The organism is Shewanella sp. Iso12 (assembly GCF_012030025.1).
GTDB lineage: Bacteria > Pseudomonadota > Gammaproteobacteria > Enterobacterales > Shewanellaceae > Shewanella > Shewanella algae.
On sequence record NZ_JAAUHW010000003.1, the window covers coordinates 127106 to 145743 of the forward strand.

The 18638-nt window shown below is 53.8% G+C and carries 16 protein-coding genes; 10 read left to right on the forward strand and 6 right to left on the reverse strand.

The window, feature by feature from the left end; genetic code table 11:
• Positions 1-127: 127 nt before the first annotated feature.
• The 3 genes from mtnC to HCX89_RS07260 all read right to left on the reverse strand — a co-directional run bounded on the left by mtnC (position 128) and on the right by HCX89_RS07260 (position 5335).
• A complete protein-coding gene (gene mtnC, locus HCX89_RS07250) occupies positions 128-808 on the reverse strand; it encodes an acireductone synthase (protein WP_025888419.1) in 681 nt (226 codons plus the stop codon).
• A gap of 239 nt (positions 809-1047) precedes the next feature.
• Positions 1048-4179, reverse strand: coding sequence for an efflux RND transporter permease subunit (locus HCX89_RS07255; protein WP_167715523.1), 3132 nt, complete (start codon positions 4177-4179; stop codon positions 1048-1050).
• A 16-nt stretch (positions 4180-4195) separates the two neighbouring features.
• Positions 4196-5335 carry an efflux RND transporter periplasmic adaptor subunit gene (locus tag HCX89_RS07260; protein ID WP_044735522.1) on the reverse strand — a complete coding sequence of 380 codons (1140 nt, stop codon included), beginning with the start codon at positions 5333-5335 and terminating at the stop codon, positions 4196-4198.
• Between the two features lie 469 nt (positions 5336-5804).
• Between HCX89_RS07260 and HCX89_RS07265 the strand changes: the two genes are divergently transcribed.
• The gene (locus HCX89_RS07265; protein WP_025009160.1) at positions 5805-6752 is read left to right on the forward strand and encodes a LysR family transcriptional regulator; all 948 of its coding nucleotides are present in this window, start codon (positions 5805-5807) and stop codon (positions 6750-6752) included.
• 139 nt (positions 6753-6891) lie between these two features.
• Positions 6892-7629 (forward strand): TorF family putative porin, encoded by a 738-nt coding sequence (locus tag HCX89_RS07270; protein WP_028780704.1) that lies wholly within the window; start codon positions 6892-6894, stop codon positions 7627-7629.
• A 126-nt stretch (positions 7630-7755) separates the two neighbouring features.
• Here HCX89_RS07270 and HCX89_RS07275 read toward each other — a convergent pair whose 3' ends face one another.
• Both HCX89_RS07275 and HCX89_RS07280 read right to left on the reverse strand, forming a co-directional pair.
• The gene (locus HCX89_RS07275; protein ID WP_167715723.1) at positions 7756-8217 is read right to left on the reverse strand and encodes a GNAT family N-acetyltransferase; all 462 of its coding nucleotides are present in this window, start codon (positions 8215-8217) and stop codon (positions 7756-7758) included.
• Positions 8218-8304: 87 nt separating this feature from the next.
• Positions 8305-8964, reverse strand: coding sequence for a 7-cyano-7-deazaguanine/7-aminomethyl-7-deazaguanine transporter (locus HCX89_RS07280; RefSeq protein ID WP_044735519.1), 660 nt, complete (start codon positions 8962-8964; stop codon positions 8305-8307).
• A 168-nt stretch (positions 8965-9132) separates the two neighbouring features.
• On the opposite strand from HCX89_RS07280, the gene HCX89_RS07285 reads away from it, so the two are divergent.
• Complete coding sequence (locus HCX89_RS07285) at positions 9133-9879, forward strand: ABC transporter substrate-binding protein (protein ID WP_044735518.1); 747 nt, start codon at positions 9133-9135, stop codon at positions 9877-9879.
• Here HCX89_RS07285 and HCX89_RS07290 read toward each other — a convergent pair.
• Positions 9876-11234 carry an isochorismate synthase MenF gene (locus HCX89_RS07290; protein WP_025009164.1) on the reverse strand — a complete coding sequence of 453 codons (1359 nt, stop codon included), beginning with the start codon at positions 11232-11234 and terminating at the stop codon, positions 9876-9878. The genes HCX89_RS07285 and HCX89_RS07290 overlap by 4 nt on opposite strands.
• A 350-nt stretch (positions 11235-11584) precedes the next feature.
• Here HCX89_RS07290 and HCX89_RS07295 point away from each other — a divergent pair, with 350 nt between their 5' ends.
• The 7 genes from HCX89_RS07295 to HCX89_RS07325 all read left to right on the forward strand — a co-directional run bounded on the left by HCX89_RS07295 (position 11585) and on the right by HCX89_RS07325 (position 18587).
• Positions 11585-13717, forward strand: a complete 2133-nt coding sequence (locus HCX89_RS07295; protein ID WP_167715525.1) for a TonB-dependent siderophore receptor — start codon at positions 11585-11587, stop codon at positions 13715-13717.
• A gap of 2 nt (positions 13718-13719) precedes the next feature.
• Complete coding sequence (locus tag HCX89_RS07300; protein WP_167715527.1) at positions 13720-15069, forward strand: ATP-binding cassette domain-containing protein; 1350 nt, start codon at positions 13720-13722, stop codon at positions 15067-15069.
• On the forward strand, positions 15059-15742 hold the full coding sequence (locus HCX89_RS07305) for an energy-coupling factor transporter transmembrane component T (RefSeq protein WP_028780709.1): 684 nt from the start codon (positions 15059-15061) through the stop codon (positions 15740-15742). Before HCX89_RS07300 ends, HCX89_RS07305 begins: the two co-directional genes overlap by 11 nt.
• Positions 15729-16283 (forward strand): hypothetical protein, encoded by a 555-nt coding sequence (locus HCX89_RS07310; protein ID WP_037436264.1) that lies wholly within the window; start codon positions 15729-15731, stop codon positions 16281-16283. Before HCX89_RS07305 ends, HCX89_RS07310 begins: the two co-directional genes overlap by 14 nt.
• A gap of 13 nt (positions 16284-16296) precedes the next feature.
• A complete protein-coding gene (locus HCX89_RS07315) occupies positions 16297-17028 on the forward strand; it encodes a DNA-binding protein (protein WP_167715528.1) in 732 nt (243 codons plus the stop codon).
• A complete protein-coding gene (locus HCX89_RS07320; protein ID WP_025009171.1) occupies positions 17029-17244 on the forward strand; it encodes a hypothetical protein in 216 nt (71 codons plus the stop codon).
• A gap of 161 nt (positions 17245-17405) precedes the next feature.
• Positions 17406-18587, forward strand: coding sequence for an HD-GYP domain-containing protein (locus HCX89_RS07325; protein ID WP_025009172.1), 1182 nt, complete (start codon positions 17406-17408; stop codon positions 18585-18587).
• The last annotated feature ends 51 nt before the right edge of the window (positions 18588-18638 follow it).

Consider the following 18638-nt stretch of genomic DNA (forward strand, 5'->3'; position numbering starts at 1 on the left):
GCTCTCTGTCTCAAGAGGGGAACAACATTCCGTACAGGCGTTGATTTTCCGGGATAAGAAATAGGTGTTGTAAACAATAAGGGGAGCCATTGGCTCCCCTTGATTTAGCGGCTAACTCTGCTTGTTATCAGTCAATCTTCAGCTCGGCGAAACTCTTCACCTGCCGGAAATCGCCTGTGCGTTGTCCGGCCTCTCGTACCATTTGGCAGGTGATCAGCCCGGCAGCGGCAGCGGCCTTGAGTTCGTCCACCATGTCGGAGACAAACAGTATCTGCTTGGGGCTCAAACTTATGGTGTTAATGATGTTGCAGTAGGCTTGCTTATCCAGCTTGCCGCCGGTGCGGGTATCAAAATGACCGTTGAACAACTCGGTCAGATCGCCGCCGTCACTGTGGCTGAACAGTAACTTCTGGGCTTCCACTGAGCCGGAAGAGAAGCTGTATATCCTGAGTCCCTGAGCCTTGTATTCCTTGATGGCTTCAATGAAGTCAGGATAGATATGACCGGTGAACTCGTTCTTGGCATAGCCCTGTTTCCAGATCAGGCCCTGCAGCGTTTTCAGCGGCGTGGCCTTGCGGTCTTCGGCAACCCACTGCTGGAGTATTTCTATTACCCGCGGCAGATCGGCATCCGGCTCCAGCGCCATCTCTTTGGTGTCGCTGATACAGTTTTCTACCAGGATATTATCTTGATAGCGTTCCAAAAATTCCGGCAATGCCTTGGCCGAATAGGGGAAAAGCACATCCTGAATAAAGTTAAGATCTGTCGTAGTGCCGGCGGTGTCGACGACTATGGCTCTGATACCCATAAGGTGAATTACTCCAAAAAGTGCTGTTTTCTGTGCAGATCCTAAGCTTTATTGGCGCGCTTGACCAGCTTCTTTAACCCTTTGTTTCCCTCCAATTTTACATTTTGGGCGGCATGGCAAGCCCAGAGGCCGGATGTGAGGTATGCAGGTGTTAAGTGATTGAAGCTCAATGGAGAAGTCGCCTGCTGCAGGCAACAAAAAGCCCGGCAAATAAGCCGGGCTTTGAGGTGACAGGCGAATTACTCGGCCTGTTTTCGCTGTTTGCGTTCTTCGCGCTCACGCTTACTGAACATGCGCTCTACCACCACGAAGAAGAGTGGGATAAAGAAGATACCCAGGAAGGTCGAGCTGATCATACCGCCCAGTACCCCGGTACCTATGGCGTTTTGACTGCCTGAACCCACGCCGGTACTGACGGCCAGTGGCACAACCCCGAGGCCGAATGCCAGCGAGGTCATCAGAATTGGCCGCAGACGTACCCGCACTGCGTGCAGTGTCGCGTCAATCAGCTTGGCACCCTGCTCATAGTATTCCTTGGCGAATTCCACGATCAGAATGGCGTTCTTGGTCGCCAGACCCACAGTAGTCAATAGACCCACCTGGAAGAACACGTCGTTTGGCAGGCCGCGGCCATTCATGGCGATCAGGGCACCGATAATACCCAGAGGCACCACCAGAATTACCGCGAAAGGCACAGACCAGCTTTCATACAGGGCCGCCAGTACCAGGAATACCACCAGAATCGACAGCGCGTAGAGCGCAGGAGCCTGGTTGCCTGACAGACGTTCCTCATAGGAGAGGCCGTTCCATTCGATACCAAAGCCTGGAGGCAGTTGGTCAACCATGCCTTCCATGATGTTCATCGCTTCACCGGTACTGAAGCCTGGAATCGTCGCACCCTGGATGTTCATCGCCGGCAGGCCGTTGAAGCGTTCCAGGCGTGGTGAACCATACTCCCAGCTGCCGGTGGCAAAGGCTGAGAAGGGCACCATGTCTCCCTGGGTGTTACGCACATACCAGGAGTCCAGATCTTCAGGTTGCATCCGATACTTGGCATCGGCTTGAACATAAACCTTCTTCACCCGACCACGGTCGATGAAGTCATTGACATAGGAGCCACCCCAAGCGGCAGAAAGCACGTTGTTGACATCACCTATGTTGACACTCAGCGCCCGTAGCTTGGCATGATCTATGTGTAGCTGATACATGGGCGCATCTTCCTGACCGTTGGGGCGTACACCCACCAGGTTGGGATTCTGAGCCGCCATGCCCAGCAGTTGGTTACGGGCCTGAACCAGCTTTTCGTGTCCTTGACCATTCTTATCCTGCAGGAAGAGGTCAAAACCGTTGGCCGTACCCAGCTCAATTACCGCAGGTGGTACGAAGGCAAACACAAAGGCTTCTTTCATCTGGCTGAACACCGCCATGGCGCGGCCGGCAACCGCCTGAACATCACTGCCTGGAGCAGTACGCTCAGACCAGTCTTTCAGTCCAACGAAGGCGATACCCATGTTCTGACCCTGACCGGCGAAACTGAAGCCTGCCACACTCAGAACTGATTTGACGTTTTCGTCTGCCAGGAATTGATCCGAAACCTTCTCCAATACCTTCAGGGTACTTTCCTGGGTGGCGTTGGTTGGCAGAATCGCCTGGGTAAACAGAATGCCCTGATCTTCGTCCGGCAAGAAGGCGGTTGGCATGCGGATAAAGATCCAGCCTACGGCCACAACCAGCGCCAGATAGATGGCACTCATACGTACCGAACGTTTGATGATGCCGGCAACAGTACCTTCGTACTTACCCGTCATGCGCTCGAAGTTACGGTTAAACCAACCGAAGAAACCGGTTTCGGCGTGGGTATGCCCTTTCTTCAGCGGTTTGAGCATAGTGGCACAGAGCGCCGGAGTCAGTACGATTGCCACCAATACCGACAAGGCCATCGCCGATACGATAGTGATGGAGAACTGACGGTAAATAACCCCGGTAGAACCCGACATGAAGGCCATAGGTACAAACACAGCTGACAGTGTCAGACCGATACCCACCAGTGCGCCGGTGATCTGGCCCATGGACTTCCTGGTCGCTTCTTTGGGACTGAGGCCCTCTTCCGACATTACCCGTTCAACGTTCTCCACCACCACAATGGCGTCATCCACCAAGAGACCGATAGCCAGTACCATGGCGAACATGGTCAGGGTGTTGATCGAGAATCCGGTGAAGGACAGGATGGCGAAGGTACCCAGCAAAACCACAGGCACGGCGATCGTTGGGATCAAGGTGGCGCGGAAGTTTTGCAGGAACAGATACATGATGACGAACACCAGTACCACGGCTTCCAGCAGAGTATGAACCACACCTTCGATAGAGTTCTTCACGAAGGGGGTTGTGTCATAGGGATACACCACCTGCATGCCAGCCGGGAAGAAGGGACGCATCTCTTCGACTTTGGCGCGAACAGCTTCGGCAGTATCCAGCGCGTTGGCACCGGTAGCCAGCTTGATTGCCAGACCTGTAGCGGGGCGACCGTTATAGAGTGACTCAATGGCGTAACTCTCGGAACCCAGCTCAACCTTGGCAACATCGCCCAGATAGACGTTGGCGCCCGAGGCGTTGGACTTGAGGATGATGTTGCGGAATTCCTCAGGCGTCTGCAAACGGCTCTGGGCCGAAATAGTCGCATTCAACTCCTGGCCTTGAACCGCAGGGGCACCCCCCAGCTGACCGGCAGAAACCTGGGCGTTCTGTTCTCTGATCGCGGCGATCACGTCCAGAGTCGTCAGGTTGTAGTTGGTCAGCTTCAGTGGGTCGACCCAGATACGCATTGAGTACTGGGCACCGAACAGGGTGGTTTCACCCACACCGGGCACACGACTCATGGGGTCCTGAACGTTGGAACCTACGTAATCGGCGAGGTCGGCCTTGGTCATGGAGCCGTCTTCAGAAATAAAGGCGACTACCATCAGGAAGCCGGAGCTGGATTTGTTAACCCGGACACCTTGAGCCGTTACTTCCTGAGGCAGCAGGGCCATGGCGGCCTGCAGTTTGTTCTGAACCTGAACCTGGGCGATGTCGGGATCCGCTTCGGCGTTAAAGGTCAGAGTGATTTCGGCGTTACCGAAGCTGTCACTGGTGGACTTGATATAGCGCAGGTGGTCTAGACCTGTCATGCGCTGTTCAATCACCTGGGTCACAGAGTCTTCAACAGTTTTGGCCGACGCACCTGGATAGTTGGCAGCAACCACAATGGTTGGCGGCGCAATATCCGGGTACTGGGAAACCGGCAGGGCCTTAATAGCCAGGACACCTGCCAGCATGATAATAATCGCGATCACCCATGCGAAGATGGGGCGATCGATAAAGAAACGTGCCATAACTTCCGCCCTGTTATTACTGGTTTGCTGTCATGGGTTTGGCCGTCACTGGCATGCCGGGACGGATTTTCTGCAGCCCTTCGACAATCAGTTTGTCACCAGGCCTGAGGCCATCGGTAACCCGCCACTGGTGATTGATGACATCGGCAGTCTTGATAACCCGAGCTTCCACCTTGTTTTCGGCGCCAACCAACATGGCCACAGCTTCACCCTTTGGATTACGGCTGATAGCCTTTTGCGGTACCAGAATTGCTTGAGGATCGACACCTGTGTTGAGAATGGCGCGAACATACATACCTGGCAGCAGGGTGTGATCCGGGTTCGGGAACTCGGCTCTCAGAGTCACAGAACCTGTGCTCTGATCGACACTGACCTCGGCAAACTGTAAGCGACCCTTATGATCATAAGTCGAGCCATCTTCCAGCAGCAGAGTCACTTCAGCATCATCGGAAGCCTGCAGTTTGCCGGCTTTCAACATGCTCTTGAGACGCAGCATCTGGGTGCTGGACTGAACGATATCCACATTGATGGGATCCAATTGCTGGATAGTCGCCAGAGGTTGAGCCTGGTTGGCGGTCACCAGAGCACCGGCAGTAACGCTGGACTTACCGATACGGCCGGAGATAGGCGCCTGTACTTCGGTATAGTTGACGTTAATGGTTGCAGTATTGATGGCCGCCTTGGCCACTTCCACCGCCGCCAGCGCTTCTTTATAGGAAGCATCTGCCTTGTCGTACTCTTCTTTACTTATGTACTTGGTCTTGACCAGTTCCTGGTAACGGGCCTGAGTTGCCTTGGCAGACGCCAGAGCCGCTTCGGCGCGGGCCAGATCGGCTCTGGCACTCTGCAAAGACGCCTTATAAGTAGAAGGGTCAATCTGATACAGTGACTCACCCTGCTTCACATCTCCACCTTCGGTAAAGCTGCGCTTCAGAATGATGCCGTTGACCTGAGGCCGAACTTCGGCTTCAAGGAAAGCTACGCTGCGCCCAGGCAGTTGCACTTGCAGTGCCTGCGGAGCCGACTTGACTTCGAGGACACTGACTTCCATAGCGGGGGCCGCCTGATTGCTTTTGGCTTTTTCAGCTTCCGACCCACAGGCCGTCATCCATAACGCCATACTTACAACTGAGGCAACTTTTAATACATGCCGCATGATAACTCCTAATCAGTATCTGCTTGCCGGGAAGGAAAAATGTCTTGTACGACAGGCTTCCTGGCGCAGTTAGCCAGCAAAATTTTCGAACCCATATTTATCGCACAAGCATTCTGTATCAACAAGCTACAGGATAAGCGAAAAGTGTAAATGAATGAAAATTTTTTAATCAATAAACGACACTATTGCCATTTATTTACATTTAGTTGTGAGATTTATGAATTCAACAACTTATGTATCCAAATCCCGTTTTTGCCCGTTTGGGAGAGATTCTGTTTTTGCCCTGGAGGCAGAGAGTTCTTTCCCAACAACAGCAAGCGTTTTATGGTTGAGCGAACCAAGGCAAAACTGCATAAATTTCTCTGCGTCATGCTGGATCCTCCACCGCGAGGCGAGTATTCTACTACTGTCACTATAATTTGATTAGTCACATAGAAATAAACCCACTGTCCCACAGGTGCAACAATAAATGGATCTAAACAGGGTACAAATATTTGCTCAAGTTGTTGAGCAGGGTAGTTTTACCGGCGCGGCCAAGGCGTTGGGGCTTACCAAGACCACCGTCAGTCGTAAAGTTGCCGAATTGGAGAAGGCGACCGGTGTTCAGCTACTGTTCAGAACCACCCGGGCATTGAGGTTAACCGAGGCCGGTGCCGAGTATTACAACAAGATCACCAAGATACTGGTAGACCTGGAAAATGCCGAGGCGCAGCTCAGTGCCAACCAGCAGCGGGTCAAGGGTAACCTAAGGGTAGTCTGCCCGATCGAGATGGGGCAGCTATTTCTCGGCCCGGTATTTGCCCGCTTTCTTGAGGCCTACCCGGATATCACCATAGAAGCTGAGCTGACTAATCGCAAGGTGGACATGGTTGAAGAAGGAATAGACATACTGTTCCACCTGTGTGGTATCGAAGATTCACGCCTGCAGCATTACCAACTGGTGAAGACCAGCACCACCCTGATGGCCAGTCCGGAATACCTTAAACGCCACGGTACTCCGCAGACCCCGGATGATCTTTGGCATCACAAGGGCATAGAACAGGGGGGCATCCAGCTCATCAATGATGGTTGCTGGAAGATTTTCGATGGTAAGGAATGGCAGGTGATCACTCCGGAGGTCCAGCTCAAGGTCAACAATATTACCTTGGCCCGGGAAGCGGCCATTGCTGGTTTGGGGATCACTTGTCTGCCTCCCATGATCGCCGATGAAGCCTTGCAAAAGGGGGAGTTGGTCGCCGTGCTGGAAGACTTTCCCATGGAACATAACACCCTGTTGCTGTCTTATCCAAAACGGGCCTACTTACCTCGTAAATACATAATATTTATTGACTTTATCTATCAGGCTTTGTTCGGTTACTGGGGTAACATGCTGCTGGAGATCCCCGAGTATGTGAAGCGCCCCGAAGGCTTCGAATAAGCCGCTATGACTGCGGCGTTGCCGCAGTCATTCATAATTGTTCACATTCATTCCTCCATGGTTCATTCATCTAGATAACCCTGTTCACAACTTCTTCTTACTATCCGGGCTAACAATAATCATGCTCTGGTGGATAAAGATGAACCCAACTCATAAGCTGTTTTTATCAGGTTTGCTGCTGTGCAGCAGTTCTATGGCTCTGGCAGACGAAGCTCCCCGTTTCGCCGGTGGCAGTTTTGCCGGCAATCTGACCTTTGCCTCTGACTATGTGTTCCGTGGCGAATCGGAAACCCTGGATGGCGATGTGCCTGTAGTTCAGGGCACATTCAGCTGGAACCATGACGCCGGTTGGTACGCCGGGGTATTTGCTTCCAACATCAAGTTTGCCGACCCCAACCTTGAGATAGTCACTGCGCCTTTCATCGGCAAGAGCGGTGAGTTGGGCGACTCAGGTTTCACTTATGATGTCATGCTGTTCTCTTATCTCTATCCGGGCGCATCCTACTCCAACTACACAGAGCTGTGGCTGAAACTCGGCAAGTCTTTCGGTCGGGCCCATCTGCAACTGGAAGTGACGCCGACTGTGGATGACTGGTTCGGTGTCGATGGTTGGCACGGGGTCAACTATGCCCTGCACCCCAGTTACAGTTTCGAGAACGGTATCAAGGTTTCCGGTTCTGTCGGTTATCAGGACCTGAACGGCAATGGTGCTGAGGGATGGGGACACTGGAACTTGGGGGTAAGTAAGGAGTTCTATGGTTTCAACCTGGATCTGCGCTACCACGGCAGTACAGTTGAATCAGACCACAAGGTTTATGGTACCCAGACAGAGATCTTCGATGACAGATTGGTAATAGGTATCAGCAAGGCGTTTTAAGAACTGCTTCCCTGCAGTCTTTGTGAGTACGCCGGTTGGCGTACTCTTTTTTTAGGTAAGGTGCGAACAAGCCTGGATGCAAGGCGTGGTTCGCAGCAAATGGCCCTAGTCCTTTGCAAGATTTCCTTAGTACATGCTCTTTTCAAGATAGAGACGGTTGTCGGCAATATGTCCGGGCTCGGCGCGGAAGTCCACTACCTGATACTGATGGCTGATCAGCATGTTCAACATAGAGCGGAACTGGTTGCGGGTCTTGACCTGGATCTGCTTGTAGCCGGCCTGGGTGGCCCAGAGTTCCTGAGCCTCAAGCATGCTACGTGCCAGCCCCAGACTGCGATAATCGGGTAATACACCGCCCAGCCAACTGTAAAAACACTGCTCATCCAGAGCATAACCCAGCTTGAATCCCGCCAGCTCACCTTCCACAAAGGCCAACAACAACAAACAGGCATTGCCTGTCAGCCGACGCTCGAACTCCTGCTTTTGGTAGCCGGAATCAAACTCGGGGATCTGGGCACTCAAGGCCATGATCTCATCGATCTGTTGCTGATCTATTTCAGTAATAGCTTTGATTTCAATGGAGTACATCATTATTCTCTCAACGGACCGCAAAATGTCACAGGTTGCGGGATAAAAACTGGCCAAAATTATAACAGGTCTGGCCAGTTGAATGCATCAGGAGAATTGCTGCTGGTTTTCCGTCTGTAAGATCTTATCCTGAAGTACCCGCAGCAGCACGCCATAGGCCGGCAGGAACAGCCCCAGACTGACCAACAGCTTGAAGCCGTAATCCACGGCGGCGATTTCCGGCCAGTTGGCGGCCATGAAGGGGTCGCTGGAGGCGAAGAAGGCGATACTGAAGAACACCAGAGTATCCACCAGGTTGCCCACCAGGGTTGAGGCTGCCGGTGCGACCCACCAGGCACACTGGCGGCGAATTCTGGCAAACACTGCGATATCCATCAACTGGCCCACCAGATAGGCGGCGAAACTGGCAAAGGCGATACGGAATACAAAGGTATTGAAGTCCGACAGGGCGCTCAGCCCCTGAAAATCACCCTGATGAAACAGTACGCCCATGGCATAGGAGATCAGCAATGCCGGCAGCATGGCCTTGAAGATGATCTGCCGGGCGGCGGCCTGGCCGAATATCCGTACCGTCAGATCGGTTGCCAGATAGACGAAAGGAAAGCTGAAGGCACCCCAGGTTGTGTGGAAGCCGAATAGCTGAAACGGGAGCTGTACCAGATAGTTACTGGCACTGATAATAAGGATGTGAAAACTGACCAAGAGGATCAGTGCGCGTTTGAGCTGCGCGCCGGTTAACATTAACATATTGTGACCTTTTTAGTTGGCTGGGCGGGGTGAGGGAACCCGCATCTTCGGTTCGACCGAAAGGGCGCACATTATAGTGCCCATAATCCGGCTGACAAGGGGGAAGCGTAAAAAATGTCCAGTCCATCTCAAGCTACTCTACACTGAAAAGGAAGACAGGAGAGTAAAATGAATCGAATCTGCTGCCTGCTGCTGGCCTTGCTGACTTTTGTTTGGCCGGCCATTGCCGAACCGACCAAGATCCAGATAGCTACCGCCAGTTGGGGCGGTTATACCGAAACCAATGGCGAAGGCTATTATTTTGAGCTGTTGCGAAGGGTCTTTCCCGAGCCGGAATGGCAACTGGAAATCCAGTTTGTGCCCTTTCCCCGTTCCCTCTACATGCTGGAGCGTGAACAGGTGGACATGGTGTTGGGGCTCTATCTGGGGGATATCTCCAAGGGGATTTACAGTGCCAAAAAGGTGGAAACCGAGGTGATAGATGCCGCGGTGACCCCTGAGTTGGCCAGTGTTTGGCAAGGAATGGACTCACTGACCCATCGCAGGGTTCAGGCCCTGATCGCCTATCGCTTTTTTACCTTGACCAAGGTACCCATGCACTATCAGGAAAACAGTAGCCTGCTGGAAATGCTGCGCAAGGTGAATGAAGGCAAAATCGATGCAGTACTTGACTATAAGCCGGACATCTTGCCGCTGTTGCCACAGTTGGAACAGCCCAGAAGATTGGTGCTTATTGAGGATGTGCTACGGGCAGATGTTTATTTTGCCTTCGCCAATAATCCCAAAGGGCTCGAGCTGAAGGCCTCGTTCGACCAAGGCTTTGAGCAGTTGGAGCGTTCCGGGGAATTGGCGGAGATTAAACAGCAGAGCCTGGAGCAGCTGCAACTGAGGATACAGGAACAGCCATCACCCTAGAAATCCAGCAAAATCGACATTATGGTGGCGAGCTTGTTTTCCAGCTCCTGCCATTCGGCTTCCGGGTCTGAGCCTGCGACTATGCCGGCGCCGGCAAACAGATTGATGCAGCCGGGTTCCAGCAGGGCGCAGCGGATGGCTACCGCAAATTCACTCTCATATTTATTCAGATAACCGCAGGCCCCGGCATACCAGCCGCGCATATAACCTTCCCGTTGGCGCAGAAAACTGATGGCCGATTCCCGTGGCAGGCCGCCGACGGCCGGTGTCGGGTGCAAGGCCTGCAGCAGTTGAAAATCTTTTACCCCGTGCCGTAGCTCGGCGCGAATCGATCTGTGCAGATGCTGAATATGGTTGAGTTTGAAGATGGTCGGTGTCTCATCGGCACCAACATAGCGGCTCAGCGGAGTCAGTGCCTTGACAATATGCTCCCTGACCAGCTGATTTTCATGGCTGTTTTTGCTGTCATCCAATAGCTGCTGCGCCAGTAGTTCATCCTCTTCCGGGCTCAGGCCACGAATGGTGGTGCCCGCCAGTGCCTCGGTATACAGCTCTTGCTGATGGCGGCGATAGAGACGCTCGGGCGAACAGGAGATAAAGCTGCGCTCAGGGCTGAATTCGAAGCCGAATTGAAAACTGTTGGGGTTGCGCCCTTGCCAACTGGCCAACACCTGCCAGGGATCCGGCGTGTCTTTCACTTGCAGTTGAGTCAGGCGCGACAGCACTACTTTGGGCGTGTCCTGGTTGAATCTGGGGGCTGTCACCTGTTCCACCAGTGTCTTCCAGCGTGGATAGTCGGGCCTGTCATTGCGTGACAGCTGTTCTGTCTTGGTCGGTGGCGTCATGGGGCGGGCCGGAACCAAGGCATCCAGCGCGGCTTGTGCCTGGGCTATTTCCGCTTGCCTGTCAGCCTGGCCCAGATTCAGGTTAACCAAGAGGCGGAAATGATCTGAACTGCGTCTCAGCTCTATTCTGGGTAACAGGAATCTGGCGCGGCCAAACTCGGGCCAGGAGGCGATTTCGCGGTCGAAGGCGACGCCGCCGTAGTAGCGGATCTCCTGATTACTGGAGTAGGCGCGCTGCTTTTCATAAATTTCGGCCAGGGCCTCGTCTGTGACTTCATCCTCGAAGCGGAAATCCAGACAGCAGCCGATGGCGGCAACCTCCTCGAGTCTGTCTCTTCCTTGCCAATAAATTCTGGGATAGCTGGGTTGGGAAGCCAGCCAGGAGATCAGTGGAATTGCCTGTACCTCGGCGGCCAATTGGACAATAGGCTCTGCTGGCGTCAGCTTGGCCAGTTGACACAGCTTGTCTTTGAGTGACGAAATGGCCTGAGGCAGGGTAAGTGCAGACAAGGGGAGCTCCGAACATCCGAACAAAGGGATCCGGAAGCAGAAAGCGTCCGGCTAACAGTATCTTTAACACAAACTAAAGTTCCACACCTTGAGTGTCAAGCCGTCGAACTGGCCTGTGTGACGTGTAGCATGATCCCATTAATCAGCTTAGGTTAATGTGACACGAGTGGACATTTTTGCTCGGCAAATTGTCTTGATGGGACAATCTGTCCGCGACAGACTCTGTTATCTACTCCCTTTGTATTAATTTGTCGATCTGTATTGGTTTTTACCGTCACTGAGCTTGTAGCTTTTTTGGGCGGCGCCAGAATAGCCCGGATAATCCCAATCAGAAATGACAGAAGAGCCTTATGTCCCATATCCCGGTAAAACTCTCTGCCCTCGCACTGGCGTTGGGCTGTGCCATGCAGGCCAATGCGGCCTCTATCGAACGCGATCCACTGGTCAACAATGCAATGGACGTCATAGTGGTGCACGGTGAGCGTGCCAACGCCACTGAAGTTGCCACTACAAGTTGGAGCATTTCCGAAGATGAAATCAAGGCCTTGGGTGCCCAAAGCCTGGATGAAGTGCTGAAAAATGTTCCCGGTGTTTACGTACGTTACGGCGGCGAGGGTACGCCAAGGGTGGATATCCGTGGTTTCAAAACCCGCCATGTGACCCTGTTGGTCAACGGTGTACCGGCCAACAGTGCCGATGATGGTCAGTTTGATCCCAGCGTGATCCCAACCAGCCAGATTTCCAGAGTCGAAGTCTCCGTTGGCCCAACTTCAGTACTCTATGGCCCAGGCGGCGCCGGAGGTGTTATCAACATCATCACCAAGCGTGGCGACAGCGCCCCGGCAGTATCCGGCAACCTGGAATTGTCCAAGGACGATACCTTCAAGGGTGATATCAGTGCCGCCGGCTCGGGCGACAACTGGCAGGGACTCATCAGTGCCGGTTATCAGCACACTGATGGTTTCCCCATGTCTTCTGACTATCAAGTCACTGAGTACCAAGACAAATATCAGCGCAACAACGCAGATAAAGAGCTGACCAATCTGTACGCCCAAGGCAGCTATTGGCTCAGTGACAATACTCAACTCATTGCCAATATGGCGCTGCGTTCAGGCGAGTGGGGCAAGCCACCAAGAGATGGCAGCGGCAGCGGCCGGGTGAAGTTTGAGCGTGTCGATGACTATGATTCACAGACTTTCCAGCTGGGTCTGGCACATAAGTTCAATGATACTTTCACTTTCCGGGGTTTTGGTTATCACAACCAGAGCGACACCTATGAAACTGTGTACGGTGACAACAGCTACGCTGAGCTGACCCAGGCTCAGGACGGCCGCTCCAAAGTACAGGGGGCAAACCTGCAGCTGATCACCGACTTCGACACCGCGGGTATCCTGACCACCTCTGTGATTGCTGAAAAGCAGAGCTGGGAAGCGGTAGCCGAAAGCTTAGGTTCCTCCAAGTCCGGCAGCAGCAAGGTTGCAGCAGCCAAGGGCTCAGGCGGCGGTAACGGCTCAGGCGGTGGTACTGGTTCAGGCGGCGGTAACGGCTCAGGCGGTGGTACTGGTTCAGGCGGCGGTAACGGCTCAGGTGGTGGTACTGGTTCCGGTGGCGGTAATGGCTCAGGTGGTGGCAGCGGTGAGTCTTTCGATGATTCGGCCTGGGTTTATACTGCGGCGGCCGAGTATCAGTTCCAGTCGGAAGGCGATTGGGGCTTTACTCTGGGCGGCGCTTACCACGATATGGACAAGACCGAAGGCAACGAGAACGATTACTCGGCGCTGGCCTCAGGTTTCTGGCAAGCGGCTGACGATACCCGCCTGAGCCTGAGTGTGGCTCGGAAGGTGCGTTTCCCATCCATGCGCAACCTGTACTCCCTGTCTTCAGGCAATCAGGAACTGGAGACGGAAATCTCCAAGCATGTTGAGTTGGGACTTGAGCAAGGCCTGGGTATGAATACCGAGCTGCAACTCTATCTCTATCACACAGATGCCGATGATTACATTGCCAAAGATGCCAGCGGCATGTATCAGAACATGGGCAACTATCGCTTCCAGGGTTTGGATACTGTGCTGTCCAATAACAGCATAGAGAATCTGGATCTGAGCCTGAGTTACAGCTATCTGCATGCCGAAGACAGAGACAGCAGCACAGGTTTTGATGGTCTGGACTATCGTCCCAAGCACCAGCTGCGCTTCCAACTGGGTTACAAGCTGCCTACCGAGACCCGAATCCACCTGAATGTGGAACGCATCATGGATCAGAACTACTACGAGCAGGAGAAGATTGGCGGTCAGAAGGTGTGGCAGGAGAAATCACTGGATGATTACACCCTGGTAGACATCAATCTGGTACAGCCTTTGCTTAAAGATAAGCTAGAGCTCTATTTACGAGCCACCAACCTGCTGGACGAGAACTACTATCAGAGCGATTCTCTGCCTCAGGCAGGTAGACAAGTCTTTGTTGGGATTAACTGGCAGATCTGATAATGCGCTTACTCGAACTCGAAGGGATCAATTTCAATCATGGCTGTTTGCAGCCCTTGATATTGAGGGATCTGGATCTAAAAATAGAATCCGGCTCCTGCCACTGCATCAGTGGTCCCACGGGTTCGGGTAAATCCAGTCTGCTGGCTTTGCTTGCCGGGCTGCAACGGCGTCCCTGTGAAGGCGGCATTTTCCGCCGTCAGGGGTTGTTGGTGGGCCTGGTGATGCAAGATCCCCAGGTGCAGATACTGCGCCAGACAGTCGGGGCCGAAGTGGCCTTTGCCTTGGAAAACCTCGGTGTGCCAAGCGGCCAGATGATCTCCAGAGTGCAGCATGCATTGCGCCGGGTGGGGTTGTTTGTCTCGCTGGAAACTCAAGTCAGCAAGCTGTCTCTCGGACAGAAATATCGCCTGATGATCGCTGCCCAGTTGGTGAGTGAGCCGGCGGTACTGCTGTTGGATGAACCTTGGGCGCAGTTGGATGACGCCGGTGTCGATGAACTGCTGGCAGTAATCCGTAACCTGCTGGCGGAAGGTATGGCTGTGGTACTGGTGGAGCATAATCCCCAGGCTTTTGCCTCAGTTGTTGAACATTTCTGGTACCTGGACCAAGGGCGCCTGTTACCCGGCAGTTACCGGGTCGAATCCGCCAGCCATTTGAAACGCCTGGAGCCGGACCGAAGTCGGGAACTGGTCAGTGCCACTTCATTTGAATTTCGTTATCAGGGGCATTCGCCCCTGTTTGTGTGTCAGCAGGGCCTGTCTTTGGGCGCTGGAGAGCTGGTTACTCTGGTGGGTAACAACGGCTCGGGCAAGAGCAGCCTGCTGAAGGCGATAGCCGGTATTCAACCCGCGGTGGCATCAATGCCACTGCGGGTCTTTGGCCGTAAGCCCAAGCCAGGTGTTTATGGCCCCATGCTGGGCCTGTTGATGCAGCGCCCCAACCGTCAGTTGTTTGAAGCCACAGTCATAGAGGAGATGCAGTTCAGCCTGCGCCGCTTCGACCTGCCGCTGTCCCGGGCCGAGAGCCTGCTTGAGCAGCTCGATTTGCTGCATCTTGCCCAAAGCTCGCCCCACACGCTTTCCTATGGGCAGCAGCACTTGATTGCCCTGGCCTCTATCGCTTGTTTAACCCCCAGCTTGATGCTATTGGACGACCCCTTGGCGGGGTTGGATGGCAAGCATCTGGGGCAGATTTGGCAGATACTCAACTATCTGCGGGAACAGGGCGGCAGCATAGTGATTGCCAGCCACAGACCCCTGCCGGGCTTACCTTGTAGTCAGCTGTGGCAGTTGCAACAAGGCCAACTGGAAATCGAGTTTGCCCCAGAGGAGGTTGCCTGTGTGGGCTAAAGGACGGCGCCACGGCCGTGCTTCTCCCAAGGGGCTGGATTTAGGTTTGTGGGGCAGTGCCACGGCCTTGTTCTTGGTAGTGACTCTGTCATCGGCAGCCTTTCTCTTGCCTCAGGCGCAGCTTCCCTGGCTGGCGGCCATTAATCTGATCTTGGTGGTTCATGGCATGCTGCAGCGCGGTGCCATAGGCGGGGTAATCCGTTTTGTTCTGCTGCAACTCGGTTTTACTTTGGGGCTGTATGCACTGATGCATGGCGGCGAGCAGCTGGGACAAGGTACCTTGGCGGTGGCCCGTATCACCCTGGCGCTGCTGCCGGGATGGTGGCTATCGGTTACCGTGCGCCCGGAGCGGATCGGTGAGGTGTTATGCCTGGTCATGCCGGCTAAATGGGCCTTCGTGGTGGCCGCTTCTATAGGTCTGCTGCCCTTTATGACCCAGGAGATCGCCGAGATCTACCAACTGCAGCGGCTGCGTGGTGCCCGAATTGCGCCCAAGCAACTGCTCAACCCCCGCAACTGGCCTGAACTGGCCTACTGTGTGTTATTTCCCCTCTTGATCCAACTGCTTAAATTGGCCAAACAGATGGCGCTTGCCGCCAAGAGTCGCCACTTTGGCCACACTTCCAAGCCGACCCATTGGCAGGACAACCGGAGCGAACATGGCAACAAATAAAATCAAAGGATTTCAATTGCAGGATGCGCTCTTTATCGGCTTTTGTGCCACCTTATTGGTGGCAGTCAAGAGTATGCTCAGGCTGAAACTCGGCTTGTCGGGACATTCTATGTTGCTGATGAGCTTTTTCTATCTCACCTGTTACGGCATTGTCGGACGCATGGGCGCCATGACAGCTTGCGGCGCCTTGGCCGGAGTGGTTGCCATGACCTTGGGTGTGGGCAAAGGCGGCCCGCTTATTCTGCTCAAATTTGTGGTTCCGGCTGTGTCCATGGACCTGGCGCTTTTGCTGCTGGCCAATGCTTTCAACTTGCGCTGGCGTTTCATCGCCCTGGCATTGGTGGGCTGTATCGCCTGGGCCGCTAAAGGGCTGGTAGAGGATTTGCTGGTGGGCATGAGTGAACAGGTGGCCTTGGTGCGCTTTGGTCTCAAGTGTTTACAAGGTGGAGCCTTTGCCATAGTCGGGGCCCTGCTGGTGCCCCCTGTTTTGAGACGCCTCAAGGCTCACGATCTCCTCCACAAAGATACCCAGACAGATTGATTAAGGTTTATTGATGAAAGATTGGCTGATTTGTATAGACGATACCGATGATATTGGCACCAAAGGCACCGGCGAGATCGCTTCCGAGATTGCTGAATTGTTGACCCAACAAGGCGGGCAAACCTCCCTGGTGACCCGGCATCAGCTCTATGTGCATCCGGATATTCCTTACACTTCCCACAATAGTGCCATGTGCTTTGGTTATCGTGGCGAGCTTACCTTGGAGGCGATACGTGAGGTGGCCATAGCTCATCTTCTCAGGGAATCAGCCAACGCCGCCGACCCTGGGTTGGCGCTCTTGTCTCTGGCCGATTTCAGCGGCCAGGAAGCGCTGATGGCTTTTGGCCGTGAGGCCAAGCAAGAGGTCAAAACCAAGGAGCAAGCCTACGGTTTGGCCGAACACTTGGGTATCAGTCTCAGCGAGCACGGCGGTACAGGGCAGGGTGTTATCGGCGCGCTGGCGGGCCTTGGGCTCAGGCTCACAGGGAATGATGGCCGTGTGAAAGGCCAGCTGAAATTTGGCCAGACAGATGAAGCGGCGCCCTTCAGCGTTGCCGACATACTAAATCGCTCTGAGCTGGATGGCGTATTGACCACAGATGGTGAGTGGTTGCCCGAAACCGACACTGTCTGGCTCAGCGGCAAGGTCAAAGCGGTGTGGGCCGAGCATAAGTTTGCCCTCCTGGTCAGCAAACGTGGCGCCGAGTGGCACAATGCCGGTAAACAGCAGCTGAAGGAGTTCTGAATGCAGCAATGGTTTGAACTAAAGCAGGGCAAACGCCTGTTTCTCGGTGGCAGCAGCAATCTGCAGGCCGCCCGAGAAGTGGCGGGCCAGTGTGTTTGTTTTGCCGAAGATGACGAAGATGAACAGATAGATGATGTCACTCGCTCCTGTTACAACTGCCAGTATCGCCGCTGGTTGAGTGAAGGCTTTCAATGTCTTGGCCCAATATCTGAATGAGATTGGCATCATAAAGACAAATTTTACCCCCTAGGATGCATAGGCATTTCCGGCTTTGGCTTCTAGAATAAGGCAAAGCCGAGTGACATTTGTTGGAGAGTCGTTAACCCCTGGCAAACGTTTTTCGGATTGAGGCCAAAAGCATTTGCCGGAGTGAAAGAATGACCGATGTGGTATCGACAGCAGCCCTTTTGAAGTTGCCCGTCACTCAATTGGGGATAGGCATGTATGTCTCGGCCATTGAGAACAACGGCCAACTGGCCGTCGCCAATGCCGGCCAGATCAGGAGCCGCCAGGCAATCACTAAACTCAGCAACAGCGGCATCCGCTTTGTCTGGGTTGATGTGGAGCGTTCCAGCGACAACTGTGGCCTGAAAAAACAACGCCCCGCCTTCAATCACCATCCCCGTAAAACCTCGGTGAACCATCAATTGGCAATAGGTCAGGCCAAACAGCTACTGACAGAAGCCAAGGGCTTGGTGCGCAAAGTCCTCAGTGAAACCTTCGAAGGCAAGGCGATAGAAGTCGAGCCGTTTGCGGCACTGGCAGACAATATGATCGAGTCGGTGATGCTCGACTCGGATGCGATGAAGTGCGTTTCTGCGTTGAGATCCAAAGATGCCTACCTGCTGGAACATTCGGTCAATGTTGCCTTCCTGCTGATCACCTTCGGTAAGTATCTCAAGCTAGATCGCGAGATGCTCAGACAGCTGGCCATCGGCGGTATTCTCCACGACATCGGCAAGATCAAGGTGGATAACAAGATACTGCACAAGCCGGGCAAGCTGACGCCGGAAGAGTTTGAGCACATGAAGCTGCATCAGGCCTATGCCATCGAGATCATGGAACAGGCCAAAGGCTTGTCTCAAGTGAGCAAGGATGTGTGTCTGATGCACCATGAAAAACTCGACGGCCGTGGTTACCCAAGGGGCCTGAAAGGAGATGCATTGCCGCTGCATGGGCGTATGAGCTGTATCGTGGATATCTATGATGCCCTTACCGCCACCCGCTGCTATAAAGAGGCGATGAGCCCGGCAGCCGCCTTTAAGATTCTGCTCAGCCTGACGCCCTTTCATTTGGATGAGAGCCTGGTGTACGAATTCATCCGTTGTATCGGTGTCTATCCGGTCGGTTCATTGGTGCAACTGTCCGATGGCCGAGTGGGCATAGTCTGGGAATCCAAAGACAGAGATGTGTTGCACCCCATAGTCAAGTGCTTCTATTCATTGAAGTTTAAGCGATATACCGATGTGACCATGGTGGATCTGCAAAAGTCTGATCTCAACATAGACAGAGGTGTATCGCCCAGCTCATTGGATGTCGACCCCAAGCCCTTCTATTGATCTAGCGGTAAACTGGGTAAACTGATGGGCCCACCGAGTGGTGGGCCTTTT

Excerpts from the sequence above, each read along its gene's own strand:
- mtnC (WP_025888419.1), bottom strand. The coding sequence starts at position 808 with ATGGGTATCAGAGCCATAGTCGTCGACACCGCCGGCACTACGACAGAT.
- HCX89_RS07255 (WP_167715523.1), bottom strand. The coding sequence starts at position 4,179 with ATGGCACGTTTCTTTATCGATCGCCCCATCTTCGCATGGGTGATCGCG.
- HCX89_RS07260 (WP_044735522.1), bottom strand. The coding sequence starts at position 5,335 with ATGCGGCATGTATTAAAAGTTGCCTCAGTTGTAAGTATGGCGTTATGG.
- HCX89_RS07265 (WP_025009160.1), top strand. The coding sequence starts at position 5,805 with ATGGATCTAAACAGGGTACAAATATTTGCTCAAGTTGTTGAGCAGGGT.
- HCX89_RS07270 (WP_028780704.1), top strand. The coding sequence starts at position 6,892 with ATGAACCCAACTCATAAGCTGTTTTTATCAGGTTTGCTGCTGTGCAGC.
- HCX89_RS07275 (WP_167715723.1), bottom strand. The coding sequence starts at position 8,217 with ATGTACTCCATTGAAATCAAAGCTATTACTGAAATAGATCAGCAACAG.
- HCX89_RS07280 (WP_044735519.1), bottom strand. The coding sequence starts at position 8,964 with ATGTTAATGTTAACCGGCGCGCAGCTCAAACGCGCACTGATCCTCTTG.
- HCX89_RS07285 (WP_044735518.1), top strand. The coding sequence starts at position 9,133 with ATGAATCGAATCTGCTGCCTGCTGCTGGCCTTGCTGACTTTTGTTTGG.
- HCX89_RS07295 (WP_167715525.1), top strand. The coding sequence starts at position 11,585 with ATGTCCCATATCCCGGTAAAACTCTCTGCCCTCGCACTGGCGTTGGGC.
- HCX89_RS07300 (WP_167715527.1), top strand. The coding sequence starts at position 13,720 with ATGCGCTTACTCGAACTCGAAGGGATCAATTTCAATCATGGCTGTTTG.
- HCX89_RS07310 (WP_037436264.1), top strand. The coding sequence starts at position 15,729 with ATGGCAACAAATAAAATCAAAGGATTTCAATTGCAGGATGCGCTCTTT.
- HCX89_RS07315 (WP_167715528.1), top strand. The coding sequence starts at position 16,297 with ATGAAAGATTGGCTGATTTGTATAGACGATACCGATGATATTGGCACC.
- HCX89_RS07320 (WP_025009171.1), top strand. The coding sequence starts at position 17,029 with ATGCAGCAATGGTTTGAACTAAAGCAGGGCAAACGCCTGTTTCTCGGT.
- HCX89_RS07325 (WP_025009172.1), top strand. The coding sequence starts at position 17,406 with ATGACCGATGTGGTATCGACAGCAGCCCTTTTGAAGTTGCCCGTCACT.